The organism is Exiguobacterium sp. s121, from assembly GCF_018617245.1.
Taxonomy (GTDB): domain Bacteria; phylum Bacillota; class Bacilli; order Exiguobacteriales; family Exiguobacteriaceae; genus Exiguobacterium; species Exiguobacterium profundum.
On record NZ_JACSJV010000001.1, the window covers coordinates 39,941 to 56,484 of the forward strand.

The 16,544-nt window shown below is 47.3% G+C and carries 24 protein-coding genes and 1 riboswitch; of the genes, 17 read left to right on the forward strand and 7 right to left on the reverse strand.

Annotated elements, in window-relative coordinates; genetic code table 11:
* Positions 1 to 18: 18 nt before the first annotated feature.
* Complete coding sequence (locus tag KOG47_RS00280) at positions 19 to 564, reverse strand: TraR/DksA C4-type zinc finger protein (RefSeq protein WP_078147954.1); 546 nt, start codon at positions 562 to 564, stop codon at positions 19 to 21.
* 152 nt (positions 565 to 716) lie between these two features.
* On the opposite strand from KOG47_RS00280, the gene KOG47_RS00285 reads away from it, so the two are divergent.
* The 4 genes from KOG47_RS00285 to KOG47_RS00300 are packed head-to-tail and all read left to right on the forward strand — an operon-like array spanning position 717 to position 2,381.
* Positions 717 to 1,241 carry a GrpB family protein gene (locus tag KOG47_RS00285; protein WP_214690360.1) on the forward strand — a complete coding sequence of 175 codons (525 nt, stop codon included), beginning with the start codon at positions 717 to 719 and terminating at the stop codon, positions 1,239 to 1,241.
* Positions 1,242 to 1,298: 57 nt separating this feature from the next.
* Positions 1,299 to 1,598 carry a hypothetical protein gene (locus tag KOG47_RS00290; RefSeq protein WP_215243568.1) on the forward strand — a complete coding sequence of 100 codons (300 nt, stop codon included), beginning with the start codon at positions 1,299 to 1,301 and terminating at the stop codon, positions 1,596 to 1,598.
* Positions 1,598 to 2,071, forward strand: coding sequence for a GNAT family N-acetyltransferase (locus KOG47_RS00295; protein WP_214690362.1), 474 nt, complete (start codon positions 1,598 to 1,600; stop codon positions 2,069 to 2,071). The genes KOG47_RS00290 and KOG47_RS00295 overlap by 1 nt, the downstream gene beginning before the upstream one ends.
* A gap of 4 nt (positions 2,072 to 2,075) precedes the next feature.
* Complete coding sequence (locus KOG47_RS00300; protein ID WP_047794750.1) at positions 2,076 to 2,381, forward strand: hypothetical protein; 306 nt, start codon at positions 2,076 to 2,078, stop codon at positions 2,379 to 2,381.
* A 39-nt stretch (positions 2,382 to 2,420) separates the two neighbouring features.
* Here the strand turns inward: KOG47_RS00300 and KOG47_RS00305 are convergent, their stop codons facing one another.
* From KOG47_RS00305 to KOG47_RS00315, 3 genes are all read right to left on the reverse strand, one after another.
* Entirely contained in the window at positions 2,421 to 3,278 is an 858-nt protein-coding gene (locus KOG47_RS00305; protein WP_215243569.1) for a pirin family protein, read from the reverse strand.
* Positions 3,279 to 3,383: 105 nt separating this feature from the next.
* On the reverse strand, positions 3,384 to 4,649 hold the full coding sequence (locus KOG47_RS00310) for a hypothetical protein (RefSeq protein ID WP_215243570.1): 1,266 nt from the start codon (positions 4,647 to 4,649) through the stop codon (positions 3,384 to 3,386).
* A gap of 285 nt (positions 4,650 to 4,934) precedes the next feature.
* Positions 4,935 to 5,831, reverse strand: a complete 897-nt coding sequence (locus KOG47_RS00315; RefSeq protein WP_215243571.1) for an aldo/keto reductase — start codon at positions 5,829 to 5,831, stop codon at positions 4,935 to 4,937.
* A gap of 148 nt (positions 5,832 to 5,979) precedes the next feature.
* On the opposite strand from KOG47_RS00315, the gene KOG47_RS00320 reads away from it, so the two are divergent.
* The 4 genes from KOG47_RS00320 to KOG47_RS00335 all read left to right on the forward strand — a co-directional run bounded on the left by KOG47_RS00320 (position 5,980) and on the right by KOG47_RS00335 (position 8,012).
* The gene (locus KOG47_RS00320; protein ID WP_215243572.1) at positions 5,980 to 6,591 is read left to right on the forward strand and encodes a protein kinase family protein; all 612 of its coding nucleotides are present in this window, start codon (positions 5,980 to 5,982) and stop codon (positions 6,589 to 6,591) included.
* Positions 6,592 to 6,672: 81 nt separating this feature from the next.
* Positions 6,673 to 7,002, forward strand: a complete 330-nt coding sequence (locus tag KOG47_RS00325) for a four-helix bundle copper-binding protein (protein WP_012727586.1) — start codon at positions 6,673 to 6,675, stop codon at positions 7,000 to 7,002.
* A 92-nt stretch (positions 7,003 to 7,094) separates the two neighbouring features.
* Complete coding sequence (locus tag KOG47_RS00330) at positions 7,095 to 7,607, forward strand: GNAT family N-acetyltransferase (protein ID WP_031421949.1); 513 nt, start codon at positions 7,095 to 7,097, stop codon at positions 7,605 to 7,607.
* A gap of 66 nt (positions 7,608 to 7,673) precedes the next feature.
* Positions 7,674 to 8,012, forward strand: a complete 339-nt coding sequence (locus KOG47_RS00335; protein WP_031421951.1) for a zinc ribbon domain-containing protein YjdM — start codon at positions 7,674 to 7,676, stop codon at positions 8,010 to 8,012.
* 37 nt (positions 8,013 to 8,049) lie between these two features.
* On the opposite strand, the gene KOG47_RS00340 is transcribed toward KOG47_RS00335, so the two are convergent.
* On the reverse strand, positions 8,050 to 9,507 hold the full coding sequence (locus KOG47_RS00340) for an aldehyde dehydrogenase family protein (protein ID WP_215243573.1): 1,458 nt from the start codon (positions 9,505 to 9,507) through the stop codon (positions 8,050 to 8,052).
* 90 nt (positions 9,508 to 9,597) lie between these two features.
* Between KOG47_RS00340 and KOG47_RS00345 the strand changes: the two genes are divergently transcribed.
* Positions 9,598 to 9,852 (forward strand): hypothetical protein, encoded by a 255-nt coding sequence (locus KOG47_RS00345; RefSeq protein ID WP_143180215.1) that lies wholly within the window; start codon positions 9,598 to 9,600, stop codon positions 9,850 to 9,852.
* Positions 9,853 to 10,079: 227 nt separating this feature from the next.
* Positions 10,080 to 10,757 carry a YjjG family noncanonical pyrimidine nucleotidase gene (locus KOG47_RS00350; RefSeq protein WP_214690367.1) on the forward strand — a complete coding sequence of 226 codons (678 nt, stop codon included), beginning with the start codon at positions 10,080 to 10,082 and terminating at the stop codon, positions 10,755 to 10,757.
* Between the two features lie 2 nt (positions 10,758 to 10,759).
* On the opposite strand, the gene KOG47_RS00355 is transcribed toward KOG47_RS00350, so the two are convergent.
* Positions 10,760 to 11,209: an NUDIX hydrolase gene (locus KOG47_RS00355; protein ID WP_074035444.1), complete on the reverse strand. Its 450-nt coding sequence runs from the start codon at positions 11,207 to 11,209 to the stop codon at positions 10,760 to 10,762.
* A 55-nt stretch (positions 11,210 to 11,264) separates the two neighbouring features.
* Between KOG47_RS00355 and KOG47_RS00360 the strand changes: the two genes are divergently transcribed.
* From KOG47_RS00360 to KOG47_RS00370, 3 genes are read left to right on the forward strand one after another with little or no spacing between them, the layout of a single operon-like run.
* Complete coding sequence (locus KOG47_RS00360) at positions 11,265 to 11,867, forward strand: pentapeptide repeat-containing protein (protein ID WP_215243574.1); 603 nt, start codon at positions 11,265 to 11,267, stop codon at positions 11,865 to 11,867.
* On the forward strand, positions 11,864 to 12,691 hold the full coding sequence (locus KOG47_RS00365) for an aminoglycoside 6-adenylyltransferase (protein ID WP_215243575.1): 828 nt from the start codon (positions 11,864 to 11,866) through the stop codon (positions 12,689 to 12,691). The genes KOG47_RS00360 and KOG47_RS00365 overlap by 4 nt, the downstream gene beginning before the upstream one ends.
* Positions 12,692 to 12,741: 50 nt before the next feature.
* Complete coding sequence (locus tag KOG47_RS00370) at positions 12,742 to 12,894, forward strand: hypothetical protein (RefSeq protein WP_012727577.1); 153 nt, start codon at positions 12,742 to 12,744, stop codon at positions 12,892 to 12,894.
* Positions 12,895 to 12,902: 8 nt separating this feature from the next.
* Here the strand turns inward: KOG47_RS00370 and KOG47_RS00375 are convergent, their stop codons facing one another.
* Positions 12,903 to 13,298 (reverse strand): ion channel, encoded by a 396-nt coding sequence (locus KOG47_RS00375; protein WP_159563097.1) that lies wholly within the window; start codon positions 13,296 to 13,298, stop codon positions 12,903 to 12,905.
* 137 nt (positions 13,299 to 13,435) lie between these two features.
* A riboswitch (TPP riboswitch) is annotated at positions 13,436 to 13,540 on the forward strand.
* Positions 13,541 to 13,630: 90 nt separating this feature from the next.
* Between KOG47_RS00375 and tenA the strand changes: the two genes are divergently transcribed.
* Genes tenA through thiE form a run of 4 tightly spaced genes read left to right on the forward strand, consistent with a single transcriptional unit; the run spans position 13,631 to position 16,539 of the window.
* Positions 13,631 to 14,305, forward strand: a complete 675-nt coding sequence (tenA, locus tag KOG47_RS00380) for a thiaminase II (RefSeq protein ID WP_031421962.1) — start codon at positions 13,631 to 13,633, stop codon at positions 14,303 to 14,305.
* Positions 14,302 to 15,093 (forward strand): hydroxyethylthiazole kinase, encoded by a 792-nt coding sequence (gene thiM, locus KOG47_RS00385; RefSeq protein ID WP_078147811.1) that lies wholly within the window; start codon positions 14,302 to 14,304, stop codon positions 15,091 to 15,093. Before tenA ends, thiM begins: the two co-directional genes overlap by 4 nt.
* Complete coding sequence (gene thiD, locus KOG47_RS00390; protein ID WP_214687667.1) at positions 15,090 to 15,929, forward strand: bifunctional hydroxymethylpyrimidine kinase/phosphomethylpyrimidine kinase; 840 nt, start codon at positions 15,090 to 15,092, stop codon at positions 15,927 to 15,929. The genes thiM and thiD overlap by 4 nt, the downstream gene beginning before the upstream one ends.
* Entirely contained in the window at positions 15,898 to 16,539 is a 642-nt protein-coding gene (thiE, locus tag KOG47_RS00395) for a thiamine phosphate synthase (protein WP_214758038.1), read from the forward strand. Before thiD ends, thiE begins: the two co-directional genes overlap by 32 nt.
* The last annotated feature ends 5 nt before the right edge of the window (positions 16,540 to 16,544 follow it).

Sequence of the window (16,544 nt, forward strand, 5' to 3'; positions counted from 1 at the left end):
ATGAGGTCAGGGCATTTTTTACTGTTCGCGCGTAGGATCATGGTTGCCCTCGCTGTCGGCAATCGTATCTGAGCTTCCGTAGTCTTCTACTTGGGAGAAGGCGTCCGTTTTTTGACCAGGTTGATCCGTTCCGTCTAACTCTTTGCGTCGAGCTGTCTCATTAGGGTTCAACACGTCTTCTTCGACCGGTCGATCGACTTCATGCGCGTGCTCTTCCTCTTCTTGTGCCCGGGCGTGTTCGATGCAAAGGGTGGCTTCTGGAATGACTTCCAGACGGTCTAGTTCAATGTCTTTCCCACACACCTCACATTGTCCATACGTCCCATTCTGAATGGCTAATAGTGCCTTATCGACGTCACTCAAGAACTCTTCATCGAGTTCATTAAGGGCTTGGTCTCGTTCTCGTAAAAAGAGCTCTTCGCCCGAGTCGGCAGGGTGGTTGTCGTAATGAGAGAGCTCTCCTTCATCATATGTCTCTTCCCGATTATCCATGTATCCTTCGGTTTTTGCTTTTTCTTTCAATAATCGTTTTTTAAACGTTTCGATTTGTTCTTCAGTCAACATATCCATTCACTCTCCAGTTCTCAAGTCATTAATATAAGGTTTCCCATTTTATTTGTGTACAAACCATTTGAAGTGGAATCCCTCATGTCGAACGATGTTTAGAAAGGGTATGATGAGAATAAAGAGTTCTTTTAAAAAAGGAGGAACGAATCATGAGAAAAGTCGAAGTAGTGAAATACAATCCAGAATGGAATCAAAAGTTTGAAGAAGAGGCTGGTAAATTGAGTCGGTTATTCGAAGAGGAGCTTGTCGCGATCCATCACATTGGAAGTACATCGGTCGAAGGATTGGCGGCAAAACCAATCATCGACATGATGCCGGTCGTACGGGACATCGAACGAGTCGATGACTACACGGAGCGGATGGAGGCACTCGGGTACCGTGGACTTGGTGAATATGGGATTCCGAAGCGTCGCTATTTCCGTAAAGGAGAAGAAGAACGGACGGTTCACGTGCATGTGTTTGAAGAAGGGAATCCGGATGTCATAAGACACCTTGCCTTCCGGGATTACTTGCGAGCTTATCCTGACGTTCGCGATGCGTATGGTGAGCTGAAGCTTCAACTTGCGGCACAGCATCCAGAAGATATGGAAGGATACATTCAAGGAAAGCATGACTGGATCATCGAGACGGAACGGTTGGCGACGAAGTGGTATAAAGAAAATCAAGACGCGTGAAACCTTTTTATGGAAATGGTCGTATAATACATCAAACCTTAAAGGGGGAGATGTCATATGAAAAGATTTCTCGGGAAATGTGTGGAATACGCTTTGGCCGCACTTGTCTTCGTCGGTCTGTTCTTTGTCCTTCGCGCGATTGCCGGTGACTCGGACAAAGGGTACATGTTGACATTGCTCGGTACATTTTTTCTCGTCTTACCTAGTTCGCTCTTGATTGGCCACTTTCTGGCTCGTCCACTTCAACGTCGCTTAGAGGGGAAAGGGACTTCGACTTCGAAAGAGCATCTGTTGCATGGGACTGAAAAACCACATGGGGTGATAGAAGATCGGAATCACACAGGATTTAACGGTTGATGGACAGTGTGTTCGTCTCAACAACAGATGCCCGACTCATCGCACGATTGAATCGTTCCATTCATGAACATCATGTTCGCATGAATTCAGATTACTTTGCGGAATATGAGGAAGAGAAGATATATGAATCCTTTCTGACGCTGGTGGGGAAACCGGGTCATCATTTCATGGTGATGGAAGTAGAGGCGACCCCTGTCGGCTACATATGGTTCGAGGAGAAAGTGGGTGAAGCAAACGCATTTCGCCAAGCTGTTCGCGTGGTGTATGTTCATCACATCAGTATCGACCCCATGTATCAACGGAACGGTTACGGTCGGCGTGTGATGGAATGGATGGAGCAATGGGCACTTGACCACCAATTCAGATCGATTGAACTAGATTACTGGATGAGCAATACGGATGCCGCCTCGTTTTATAGCGAAATCGGGTTCACCCCAAAACGTCAGATTGTCATGAAAAAATTGGAGGAATGAGATCATGGAGGAGTTACTTACAATTGGAATTGGTATTCTCGGAGTTCTGTCGTTAGGTTGGTTCTTTTATAGTTACTGGCTCGGATATAAAGGGGGCAATATCGTCATGACCCTCGATGAGCACTATACAAAACTAGAAGAGTACGTACCTGCTATCTTGTCAAAACTATACGAAGATGGAAAAAGCGCTCACTATCTTGGCGACCGCAAGTTTGAAGTGGAGGGCAAGCGTTACGTTCTCGTCGAACGGACCGTACCGATTGGTCATGTTCCGACACAACAGACGGTGTTACAACCGGATCGATCATAATCAGAAAAGGGAGCTCTCAAGTCGAGAGACTCCCTTTGTTTATTTGACGGCTGGGGGACCGAACCTGCCGCTATGATAATCGCGGAAAGCTTGGCGGATTTCTTCTTCCGTGTTCATCACGAATGGACCATGCGCAATATAGTCTTCGCGAATCGGTTTTCCGGAATAGATGAGCACCCGTGTACGCGTCGTGGCCTTCAGTTGAAGTGTGCTCATCGCTTCAGATGTTTCATCGAACGTCAGTGTCGCCACATCAGTTTTACTGAGCGGAATTTTGGAAGACCCAACTTCAATTGAACCAGCGAGTACGTACAAAAAGCTGTTATGATTCGCAGGCAAGATGTGTTCGTATTCGCCACCTTCTTTCAGCGTTATTTCTGTCATCGTGATGGGGACGAGACTTTCCATCGGCCCTTTTACACCCACAATTTCGCCGGAATAGACACGAAGCTGCCCGCCGTCGAAAGGAACGAGGGGTGCGTCCTCGACGTATACGTTCTGATAGGAAGTGGTTGTTGTTTTTAACGACTTCGGCAAATTCAACCAGAGCTGCAGCGTATGGATCAAATCATCGTCAACCGCTTCTTCGGCGTGTCTAGCGGCCCATCCGGCGTTCATATACTGAACATCACCGGCGTCCAAAATCGAATGTCCCCCATGATTATCAATATGTTCTAGACGACCATCGATGACATACGTGATTGTTTGAAACCCACGATGGGGATGGTCCGAAAACGTCCCACGCTTGAACCAGTCTTCTGCCATCAAAATAAATGGATCGAACTCCTCTTTTTGTTCTGGAGGTAACACCCAGCCCTGTTGCACATGGGGATACCCGTTTTGTCGATAGGAAACGCGCCAATGATGGTTCACGTCACGTATAAATGGATTTGTCACAAAAATTCACTCCTTTCCCTTCCTATCTTCCCAAAAAATGTGTCTCATCGTACTATATTTGCTTCATGAATATGCAAAAAGACAGACGCATTCGCATCTGTCAGATTAAGTGTTTTGTTCAAACAGGTTATACCACTTGATGGCATCCTCACGTAGTAGCTTAAAATGGGCGCCTGTCTCTGAATTGGTCACGTACACATCTGCACCATCATAGCTAACATCAAACGTTTGGGCGCATATCCCTTGAAATAGGGTCACATAAGGTGTGGAAGCGGTCTTGCCTGCATAGGCGGTCGCGTTAGCTCGTTTGATGGCGCCAAAAATAAATTCCATTTCATCTTGACCGACATGTTGTAGGAAGGAGGCATCTTTTGATTCCGTTCCAAGGAGTGCCAAGTCATGAAAAATGACATGACGTTGACTACTTAATTTGTCGTGAATTTGTTCACTCAATTCTTTTCCATACAACAACTTGGGTTCATGATACGTCAAGGAGACGTTCTGACGATGGGCCGTTCCGTTTTTCATGAACGTAAAACTGTAGAGTGGATACTCGTGACCCGGTACAAGAACCGAAGGGAGTTGCGGAGCTGTTTTGGCTCCGAACATTTGTGAAATATGCGCTTCTTTCGGTCGCAATACTTCTTGATAGTCATTTTGATCTCGGCTCGTATAAATCGCGTATTGTAACACCTCATCAGACTTTTCTGTCCCGAGCCCGAGTGACAAATAGGGATGCCTTATTGATTCGACAGGAATGACGAGGCGGTCTTTGGCTTCGGACGATGTAAAGGTCAGTTCAAATTCACCACTGAAAGGCATCGTGATATGGAAAAGTGTATGCTCGATCCCTTTTCTTTCTGGATAGGGCTCATTACCTATCGGCTTTTTCATCTCTTGTGCGAAATGCTCATATTCATGGGGCTCAGCAAATCGGAATTTCGGAACATCCGGATAAGGTTCGGCCGTATATTGAACATCGTTTAAACTTTCAGGAAGCGTGTTAATTTCGGTGGCATATGTGACGGAATCGAGTTGACATTGGACATATGATTTATTTTCGACAGTGAAAAAAGTTGCGGTTGGAAAAGAAGATTCGGTGGCGGCATCAGTCAACGGTTGGTTCAATGTGACCGTCCCGAGCCAATGTCTTTCACCACTTGGAATTCTTTGAATCGCGTTGTCAGGCTGACATAACTCGATAATCGCTGCACGATCCGATTCGGGCATTTCAATTTGTTGTCCGTTTGGTAACAGGGCACGTCCTTGATAATATTCAGGAGCGGGTTGGAGTCGGAGTGCGCGTTCTTCCTCGCATCCGAATAAGAAAAACAGGATGACGAGGGTACTGAAAATCAGGTACTTTTTCACATCGGTACTCTCCTTCGATGAATCACTTTCACCATTCTAGCACCAATTTTTTGTGACTTTAGTCTTAGGAAAATTAATTTGTTATTTCGAAAAAAAATCAAAAAAACCGTCCAACTTGAACTGGACGGGGGATAAAACCATTTATGACTTATTTTTACTTTTTAACTTTTTTGTATGTCGATTTTTGACGAAAAAACGTTGATATTACGAGACATTGAAAAAAGCCGATTATTCTTCTAAATTATCACTTTATAATTCAGTGGGATTTATTTGATGAAGTTTCCTTCAATCAACATCTCGAGCGCGTGCCGACTTCAAAATTTCGAACCATTCTTCACGAGTGAGGTCGATTTGAAGGGCGTCGACTCCTGTCTGAACGCGCTCAATTTTTCCGGATCCGATAATCGGCATAATGTTCGCAGGGTGTTTGACGAGCCATGCATACACAATCGAGTCAATTCCGCTTGCATTGTGACGTGCACGAATTTCCTCGAGTTTTTCACGAAGGGGTGCATACTGTTCATCTTCGAAGAGTTGACCACCGGCTAGTGGACTCCAAGCCATAAGTGGCATTCGTTTTTCGTGACACAAATCGACCGATCCATCCTCAAAATGTTTCAATTGCATCGGAGAGAGTTCGAGTTGATTCGTCACAAGTTGGAATGGAAGGCGAGATTGAAGCAAGTTCTGTGTAGCCGGAACATGGTTAGATACACCGAACTCACGTACTTTACCACTATCGCGCAAGATGATGAAGGCTTCGGCCACTTCATCCGGATTCATCAGCGGATCTGGACGGTGGATGAGTAATGTATCAATGTGGTCAATGGCCAACTCTTTTAACGAACGCTCTGCTTGCGCGATGATATGCTCTTTTGTCGTATCGTAATAATTGAGTGTTTGACCTGGGTTAAATGACCCCGTCAATTTAATTCCTGTCTTTGTGACGATCTCCATTTGGTCTCGGAGTTCAGGCTTTAACTTTAAGGCTTCTCCAAATAAACCTTCACATGTGTAACCGCCATAAATGTCTGCATGGTCGAATGTCGTGATGCCAAGCTCGAGACATTGTTCGATGAATGTGAGGCGTTCCTGTGGGGTCATGTCCCAATCAGCGAGCCGCCACATCCCATGGACGATGCGTGAGAATGATAATTCTTCTGTCAAAGCGATACGTTGCATTATAACTCCTCCTTGGTTGTCAGTCGCTCTTCATTATACGTCTTACGAGAATGGACGTCACTTGTCACCTACTCAAGCAGTTTTGGCGTCAAATGAGCTTGTATGCGCTATGATGAGAGGGAAGAGAAATAGGAAAGAGGCGTGACAGATGAGTGACTATGAACAATATGCGGACGTCACCTTCGAACAGGTGGGTGACTCGTTTCAGGTAGCCTCGATGCACCCAGATCTTCGTTTACATGGGATTGGACGAAGTGCGGCCGTGTTTCGTTTAAAGGAAAAGAATCGTGTCATTAAAGTGTTCTTTCCAGGTTATGAACAAATCGCAACCGAAGAGGCAGCAATCTATGAAAAACTTAAGGGACTCCCTTACTTTCCGAAGTGCTATGATTCTGGTCCGTCATATTTAGTGATGGATTACATCGAAGGAAAGACGCTGTTTGAGTGTCTGACGGAAGGCGTCTGGATTGACCCTTCTTACATCGAGGTAGTGGATGAAGCGCTTCGACAGGCACGTTTACTAGGACTGACACCATCGGATGTCCACTTGCGTAATATCATTTTGACGCCAAACGGACAGATATTCTTGATTGATTTGGCACGCTTCAGACAAGGGCAACAAATCGATCATCAGTGGGAAGACTTGAAACGAATGTATCGATTATATCGCTATCGTTTCATGCCGAAACAATATGACGAGACATTACTGAATCGAATCGCTTACTTGTATCGCAGGTTCGTGAACGATCCGGATTCTTGAGCCGGGTCGTTTTTCTTTTATCGATTAGGGAACAGGAGTAACGTGTCCGAAATTGCAGAAGAAACGAAAGGGGAATGATGTATGGCTCATCGTATCTATGCGAACGAACTCGAAATGCTCCACGAATGTGTGGAAACGTGCAACTATTGTCTGGAATCTTGTTTAGAAGAAAAAGATGTACAGATGATGGTTGATTGTATCCGACTGGATCGGGAATGTGCCGCTGCCTGTGCGTTTCTTGCGGAAGCGATGACGCGTGATTCGGCATTCGTTCCTGAACTCGCGCGAGCGTGTGCAGTCATCTGTAAAGCATGCGCACAGGAGTGCGGGAAACATAAGCACGCACATTGCCAGGAATGCGCAAGAGTTTGTACAGAATGCGCCTCAATGTGTGACCGCTTGGCCGCATGATTTGAGTGACCGGTTGATGGGACCGGTCACTTTTTTCGTGTCTTTTGAAGAGGGGATTCGTATAATGAAAAAAACGAAAAGGTGGTATGGGGATGATTCGCAATTGTCGACGAGATGATCTTCAAATGATTTTACATATTTACAATGATGCGATTGTAAACAGTACGGCCGTCTATCACTATCAACCGGTGACACTCGAGAATCGAGTGGCATGGTATGAGGAGAAGAAAGAGCAAGATTGTCCAATCATCGTATGGGTAGAGGATGACGTCGTCATGGGGTTTGCGACGTTCGGTCCGTTCCGTCCGTGGCCAGCGTACCATTATACGGTTGAACATTCTGTATACGTGCATCCCGGTTACCGCGGGAAAGGCATTGGCAACAAACTGTTAAAAGAAATCATCCGTATCGCCGAAGTGAGAGGAATGAAAACGGTGATTGGTGGAATTGACGCATCGAACGTGACGAGTATCCGTGCGCATGAAAAAGTTGGATTCGTTCATTCCGGTACGATTCGAAATGCCGGATATAAATTCGGCAAATGGCTCGATTTATCGTTTTATCAACTTGATTTAGAAGGTCCTGCATCGCCTACCGAAGAGTGAACGGTCTAGAAAGATGGAGCCACCATACGATATACTGGAACGAGTGAATCGAATGGAGGAAATAGAATGACTGAGTACCCGAATTGCCCAAAATGCCAATCATCTTATGTGTACGAGGATGGCCCGTTGCTTGTATGCCCAGAATGTGCCTATGAATGGTCACCGAGTGAGGCGGCAGAAGCAGAAGCAGCGTCACAAATCAAAGATGCGAACGGAAACCCGCTTCAAGACGGAGACACTGTCACCGTGATCAAGGATTTGAAAGTGAAAGGAACCTCGCTTGTCGTCAAACAAGGAACGAAAGTGAAGGGGATTCGACTCGTGGAAGGTGACCATGATATCGACTGTAAAATCGAGGGACTTGGTGCGATGAAACTGAAGTCGGAGTTCGTGAAGAAAATCTAAAAAAGTGTTTCGGCGAGTTGCCGAAACACTTTTTGTATTACGAGAAGAACGGTTTGTACTCGCGACGTTCATGCATGATGGACACCCATTGAAGCGTCGTGAACTCTTCGAGTACCCATTCACCGTTGAAGCGTCCGAGACCAGAGTTTTTCTCGCCTCCGAACGGCATGTGCGGTTCATCGTTGACCGACTGATCGTTGACGTGAATCATGCCAGTTTCGACTTTTCGTGCAAAATTGGTTGCACGGTAAACCGAGCCATGAACGGCACCGCTCAATCCGTACGGTAATTCGTTCGAAAGACGAACAGCCTCTTCGTCATCTTTAAACGAAAGGATGACCGCGACCGGACCGAATATTTCGTTTTTCGCGAGCGGCATGTCATTCGTGACGCCACTGAGGACGGTCGGTTCGAGGACGTTGCCGTCCGCTGTCCCGCCAGTATGAACGGTCGCGCCGGCATCAACCGTTTTCTCGATTTGGTCTAAGATGCGATTGACTTGATCGTGGTCGATGAGCGGGCCGACTTGTGTATCTTTTTCATTCGGGTCACCCGCTTTCAACTGTTTAACGCGCTCGACATAGCGCTCCACGAATTCGTCATGAATCGACTCGGCGACGAGGATTCGGTTCGTCGACATACAGATTTGTCCTTGGTGGAAGAACTTGCTATAGACGGCTGATTCGACGGCACGGTCGAGGTCGGCATCATCGAGAACGACAAACACGTTATTCCCACCGAGTTCAAGTGCTGTTTTCTTCAACAAACGACCTGCCTTTTCCGCAATCCCTTGACCGACCTCGGTCGAACCTGTGAACGAGATGAGGCGCGGGATTGGGTGTTCGACGATGGCGTCCCCGATTTCAGACCCTCGTCCGACGACAACGTTGAGCACACCTTTTGGAAGTCCTGCTTCTTCGAAGAGGGATGCGAATAGGAGACCACCCGTGACTGGTGTCGCCGTAGCCGGTTTGACGACGGCCGTATTCCCCGTCGCGAGAGCTGTCACGATTGAACGGACAGCCAAGTGGAACGGGAAGTTCCATGGGCTGATGATGCCGATGACCCCAAGTGGTTTGCGATATACCCGGTTCTCTTTATTCGGAACGATCGAAGGTTTGATGAGCCCGTCCATACGGAAAGGGAACGTCGCGGCTTCTTTGATGATTGCCATTGATGCAGCGAACTCACTCTCTGCTTTGATACGTGTACTACCGGACTCTTTCACGAGCCAGTCGACGATAAAGTCTTTGTTGTCCATCGTCAGCTGGGCAAACTTCTCAATCAACTCACGTCGTGCTTGTGGAAGCATGTCGGCCCAGTCCGTCTGAGACGCTTTCGCTGCTTCATAAGCACGATTCAAGTCCTCTTCATCCGCTGATTGAATCGAGAAGAGAGTCTCGTTCGAGAATGGATTGACGTTGTCGATCGACTTTTCACTTGATCCATTTACCCACTCACCATTGATGTACATGTTCGTAAAATCTGTATGCATATTTGAACACTCCTTTGTTTTTTCTTCACCATAAGAAGTATTCACTTGTTTTAGAAAAATAAACATATCAATGTATTGGATTTGGTAAACTTGAATCAAGTAAATTCAACAAGTTTAGGAGCAGACGATGAAAACTTGCTGTGTGAGTTTATTCCTCTTCGTGCCTTGGGCATTTTTTGTGGCGGCAATGGATTATGTATGGGGTTTTCCATTTGGATATTTGATTGTACCGGTGATCATTTGGTGGGTAACAAAACAATCTTTGAGGCATTTGCAAATACGCTTTGTATTAGCTTTCTTGCTTGGATCGTATGGTGTGTCGGTTTATTTGGCCTACTTGTTTGAGAACGATTGGGGATACTTCTTCAAGCCGTTAACGCTCAGTGGGGTTGTTCACGCATGGTCGGTCGCGATATTGATTGGGGTACTCGTGATATTGATTAATTATGGAGCTCAAAAATAAAACCAGTCATCTAATAGACATTGAGAGGGGGATACGGCATATCTCCCTTTTTTGATGTTCGTTTCTACTTCCTGTACAGTTAAGACGAAGAGAGGGGGTAGAAAGAAATATGAAACGTTATGAAGCGATTTTATTTGATATTGATGACACACTACTAGATTTTAAACAAAGTGAACATGTCGCCTTGGAACAGTTACTTGCATCCTACAACGTCCGGATGACGGATGAAGTGAAGTCGCGCTATGTCGACATCAACACGGACCTGTGGCGTGCGTTTGAGCGCGGCGAAGTGGACCGGGAAGAAGTGCTCATCGGTCGTCACACGAAACTGTTCGATTCGCTCGGTCTCACGGTCGATGGACCATATGTCGAACAGCAATATCGAGACTATTTACATGCAGGCGTGCACATGGTTGATGGTGCTTTGGAGGTCGTGCGAAAGCTGAGCAACGATTATCCGCTCTATATCGTCACAAACGGTGTGACGGAGACGCAATTCAAACGGTTAGAGTCATCTGGACTATTGCCGTACTTCCAAGATGTCTTCGTATCGGATGCGACCGGCTCGCAAAAACCGATGAAACCGTTTTTCGACTACGTCTTCGACCGAATCCCGAATGTAGCGCCAGAGAAAGGTTTGATTATCGGTGACTCGGTCACGGCAGACATCGCCGGTGGGCGGATGTATGGTTTGGATACGTGCTGGTTCAATCCGAACGAAGTGGCTGCGACGATTGAGTCAACGTATGAGATTCGACATTTAAACGAGTTGAAATCGCTACTCTAAGTTCAAGCTGGATTGAGTGAATGAGTTGGCAAACGGTTCGGGAGTTGAGCGAGTATTTCCGGATAAAGCGTGACGTCTTGTAGACGGTCAAGCTTTATCCAACGATAAATCAGGTGATCTCCTTCAGGTCCATAAAAGTCTCCGTCTTGGAGCGGGAGGTCACCGTCTACATAAAAGTACAGTCCAATCTCATGAAACGGCTGATTGTTGTACGTAAATAAGTTCTCGTGCACGAAAGCGAACGTGGTATCAGTCACGTGCATGTTCAACTCTTCATGTAGCTCGCGTGCGAGGGCGGTTGCGGCTTCTTCACCGAGCGTGACGCGCCCCCCGGGTAATGCCCAAAAGTCATCTCGGATGTTTCGGTGAATCAATAAGTGACCGTCTTTCACAAAAATACCAGCAACGCGGTAATTGAAAACGCCGTGTTCAGTAGGAAATACGAGATCCATCTATATCACTTCCAATCATTGTAATCTGTTCTAGTATACCTGAAGGAGGGATCATATGTTTCAACCACATACGCAATATCGAGATGAAAATTTTCGTGACGTGACACTCCGTGACGAAGTGTTGTCACACGTCACGTTCGAGAACTGTCGCTTCACATACGTCGATGCGACGGAACTACAGACGGAACGCTGTCAGTTCATCAACTGCGACTTCACGGATTCAAAATGGAATGCGTCCCGTCATGTCGGGAGTTCATTTTTAAACTGTCAATTCCATGGTGCCAATTTGTTCATGAGTGAGTTTGAGCAATGTAAAATGACGGGATCTTCCTTTGAGGAGAGTCAGTTTGAAGGCGTCCGGGTAACGGAAGGGGATTGGTCATTCGTCAACCTTCGTCACGTGTCGCTCAAGAAGATGGATTGGTCCCACGTTCGTTTGGTCGAGGCGGACCTGTATGGAACGGACTTGACCGAAACGGTTTGGCATCAGGCGGACTTGTCACGGGCGACACTTCAACATGCGGTGTGCCGTGGCGCCGACTTCAGAGAAGCACTTGTCGATGGGGTTGATTTTTCGAACGTGACGTTACAACAAACAAAACTAGACGCGATGCAGGCGATTCAAGTCGCGCGCTCATTGGGGGCGATTGTAGAATGAAACCAGAACAAATCATTGAGCAGTTGACTGCGTTCGCAAAAGAACGTGAACAGATTCGAACGGTCGTCTTGAACGGCTCACTCGTCAATCCGAACATCCGACCAGACCCGTATCAGGATGTCGACCTTGCCTTTTATGTGGAAGACGTCCGAGCGGTTGCGGTCGATCGCTCATGGATTGACACGTTTGGAGAGGTCTTGATCATGCAGACACCTGAAACGACTGATTCCGAACGACATATAACGTTTTTAGTGCAATATGTGGACGGACATCGGATTGATTTGACGATTCGAAGTGTGGATCAACTTGAAACCATGCTTGAAGCCGACTCGCTCAGTCAAATAATCTTTGACCGAGATCATCATCCGGTCGTCACGCCTTCTGACCTGTCGTATCGCGTGAAACGTCCGTCTGCTGACGAGTATGCGGCATGTTGGAATGAGTTTTGGTGGGTGTCACTTTATGTTGTCAAAGGAATCAAGCGACACCAGGTGTTATACGCGCTCGACCACCTCGATATCATGCGGAATATGCTCCGTCAGATGATGGAGTGGAACATTGGCTATGCGACGGAATTCTCCGTGAATCTAGGGAAGTCCGGTGACGGGATCCGCGACCATTTGCCAGAAGAGTTATGGGAGATGCTCACGGCAACATACGCTTCAGCTGAGTTGAGTGCCATTGAAGATACACATGATCGGTTGCAGTCGCTCTTCTTCTTTTGTGCACAACGTGTCGCCGAACAAGGGGATTTCGTGTTTCGAGAAGAGGAAGCCAGACGCGTTCGTGCCGCATGTGCAACACTTCGACATTCAAACGATTAATGACGGCGAGAGCCGGGAAACGCTCCTTATAGAGAAAGGAGCGTTTTTTCATGAATCCATACACGACATTTATTGCCCTACTTGTTGGGAGTCTGGTCCTCTTTGTCGGCATTCGTCTAAAGAAATGGCCGATCATTCTGGTTGCGATGCTTCCCCTTGGTCTTGTTGCATTTAATATGTTTTTACTCATCACGGGACGATAGGAAGATTTTCACTTGTCTTTTTGATAAATCGATTTGATGAAGAAGGCACTCGGTAACAAAATACCGATGGCTCCTTCGATGATAGCGAATAATCGGGTTAAACCGACCGGTAACAAATCACCAAAGCCAATCGAAAGTAAAGTGACACCGCTAAAATACAATAAATTTTCCCAAGTCGGTTCGACGGCATTCATGGATTCGAGTGAAGTCACGAGAATGACTGAATCACGAGACAGTGCATAATAAATCAATGTGAATCCTAACATGACACCGAATAGGCTGACGAACAACTGAGTGAACAATCTTCCATCAAATCCTGTTTGCTTGTACGTTCGACGTTTGAAAAACCAAAATACGTTCAAACTGATGAACAGTAAGGCAATCGTCAATAAAATGGTATTCAATCTCTACACATCCTTTTCAGTATGAACAGAGTCACTTACCCATTCCCGTAACGAAGAATAGGAAACGGAATCAGAAAAGGTTTGCAATTGATGAAAAGATTGATAGAATGTGGTCGAAGACGACTGAATTTCATAATGTTTGCCACTAGGGGAGTCGCGTCACGCGGCTGAGATGGACATGGTCCAGACCCTTCGAACCTGATCTAGTTCACGCTAGCGTAGGGAAGTGGGCGAGACGACTCATATGGCTTCACCTAGATATGATTGTTCGAGACGCCGCTTCCGTTATGGGAGGCGGCGTCTTTTTTATCAGTTTATAAGGGGGAGTTATTATGAAATTTACAGATCACTTACGTCAAGAGGCGGATGGATTGTTTGAGGCAAGCTTTCATCACCCATTTGTTCGTTCACTCGGAGAAGGGACGCTCGATGAGAAGAAATTCAGACATTACGTCATGCAAGACTCATACTATTTGAATCAGTTTTCAAAAGTGCAGGCCAAAGGGGCAACCCTCGCTCCGACGATGGAACTATCGAGCCGCTTTTTGACGCATGCGCTACACACGATTGAGGCGGAACTCTCCCTTCATCGAGAGTTCTTTACGATGCTCAACGTGACGGATGTCGAATTGGCGACATTTGAGCCAGCACCGACCGCTTATGCATATGCCCTTCATATGCAACAGGCAGGACCGACTCTCGGGGACGTATTGGCGTCAATCCTTCCGTGTTATTGGGTGTATTACGAGATTGGAGAACGTCTTAAAGACAAGCGTCCTGATCATCCGATTTATTCGGCTTGGATTGCGACGTATGGTTCGGAGTGGTTCCGTGAGCTGGTGGAAGAGCAAATTGATCGTTTGGATGAACTGGCTGGTCAAGCGACAGAAGAAGAGCGCGTGCGCTATACGAAACTATTCTTGAAGAGTTGCTATTACGAAGTCGCTTTTTGGGAAATGGCGTGGACGCTTGAGTCGTGGACATTGTCGCAGGAGGTCAACCAATGAGACATGAGATTTGGAACGAGATTCGACAGCAGGCGCCATTGATTCACAATATCACGAACACGGTCGTGGCGAACTTTTCGGCGAATGGATTGCTCGCCATCGGCGCCTCTCCTGTCATGGCGGATGCAATCGAAGAAGTAGCGGAGATGACATTCGTGAGCGATGCGCTCGTACTTAACATCGGTACACTTGGAACGATGACGGAAGCGACGATGATTCGCGCAGGTCAGGCTGCGAACGAAGCGGGATGCCCGATTATACTCGACCCGGTCGGTGTCGGAGCGACGTCATTTCGACGAGATGTGGTCGAACGCATTTTGCGTCATGTTCGTGTATCGGTCATTCGAGGGAATGCAGGAGAGATTGCGACATTGATTGGCGTCGATTGGGCGGCTCGTGGTGTCGATGCTGGTGACGGTGCATGCGAGCCTCGACAATTGGCGCTTGAAGCAGCGAGACGATACGGATGTGTCGTGGCCGTGACTGGAAAAGAAGATATGGTAAGCGACGGGAACGTCGTTATGGAAATACATGGCGGGACGAAACGCATGACCGAGACGACCGGTACAGGATGTTTACTCAGTGCAGTGGTAGGGGCTTGCTTAGCAGTCGAAAAGAACACCCTTAAAGCGACGGTGACCGCCATGTCAGGCTACGCCTATTGCGGTGAGTTGGCGAGTGAACGGGCGGAAGGACCGGGAGACTTCCCGATTCACTTTTTAAATGCGCTCCATCAATTGGCACAGCATACCATTCCGACGAATCGAATTGAGGTGTCGACATCATGAGACCGCAAGTATTGACGATTGCAGGATCTGACTCAGGAGGAGGGGCCGGTATTCAAGCCGATCTTAAAACGTTTCAAGAGCTCGGTGTGTTCGGGACGAGTGTGTTGACTGCGATTACCGCTCAAAACACACTTGGGGTCCATGGAATCGAGGCGATTTCCACGGAAATGATTATCCGACAAATTGATGCGGTAGCGGATGATTTTAACATCACCGCCTGTAAAACCGGGATGTTGGTGGACGCTGAACGAATTGAAGCGGTAGCGAAGGGGCTCGAACGATATCGTTTCGAACATGTAGTAGTCGATCCGGTCATGGTGGCGAAAGGTGGCGCTTCCTTGTTGCAAGTTAGTGCAGTCGAAGCACTGCGCACGAAGCTGCTACCACAGGCGACCATCGTGACCCCAAATATTCCTGAAGCAGAAGTGCTGGCAGGAATGGAAATTCGAACCGAGGCAGACCGTATGAAAGCCGCACAGGCGATTCGAGCACTTGGTGTCGATACCGTCATTATCAAAGGTGGGCATACGGATGATGTGGAAGCCGTTGATTTGATTATGAGCGAGACTGAAACGTTCTGTGTAAAAGCACCTCGAATCCAAACGAAAGATACGCACGGGACGGGATGTACGTTCTCTGCCGCATTGACGGCCGAACTAGCGTATGGGAAGACACTACGCCAAGCCGTCGTAGATGCGAAGCAGTTTATTCATCAGGCGATTGCACATGGACTATCGCTTGGACAGGGGCATGGACCGACGAATCATTGGGGACATCGTTTAGCGAAAGAAGAGGTGATTACCGTTGACGTCATGTACGAAACAAGCGCTCGCTAAGCAGCTTCGCCTTTACTTTGTGTGTGGAACGACGGACACATCTGATTTGGTAGCGACCGTCAAAACGGCTCTTCGATGTGGTGTGACATGTTTTCAATTTCGCGAAAAAGGTAAAGATTCATTGTATGGAGATGAAAAAGAAGCAATGGCAAGGACGCTCCACCGTCTGTGTCGAGAAATGGGTGTTCCGTTCATCATCAATGACGACGTCGACTTGGCGCTCGCGATTGACGCGGATGGCATTCACGTCGGACAAGACGACTTACCTGCCAAACAGGTTCGAGAACGGCTAGGACCAGATAAATGGTTGGGGGTGTCTGTCCATACGATGGAGGAAGTCAGAACGGCTCTTCCATTTGCAGATTATGTCGGCATTGGTCCGATTCATGAGACGCAAAGTAAACTGGATGCAGGACATGTGCGTGGCACGGAACTGATTCAACAAGTTCGCCATCACTATCCACTGCTTCCGATTGTGGGGATCGGAGGTATTCGTCCAGAGCATGTGCCTTCAATCATTCGTGACGGGGCAGACGGCGTTGCCGTCATTTCTGCCATTGCTTCTGCACCGGATGTAGCAACGGCTACCCGGCGTTTCGCTTGTCTCTGAATTCA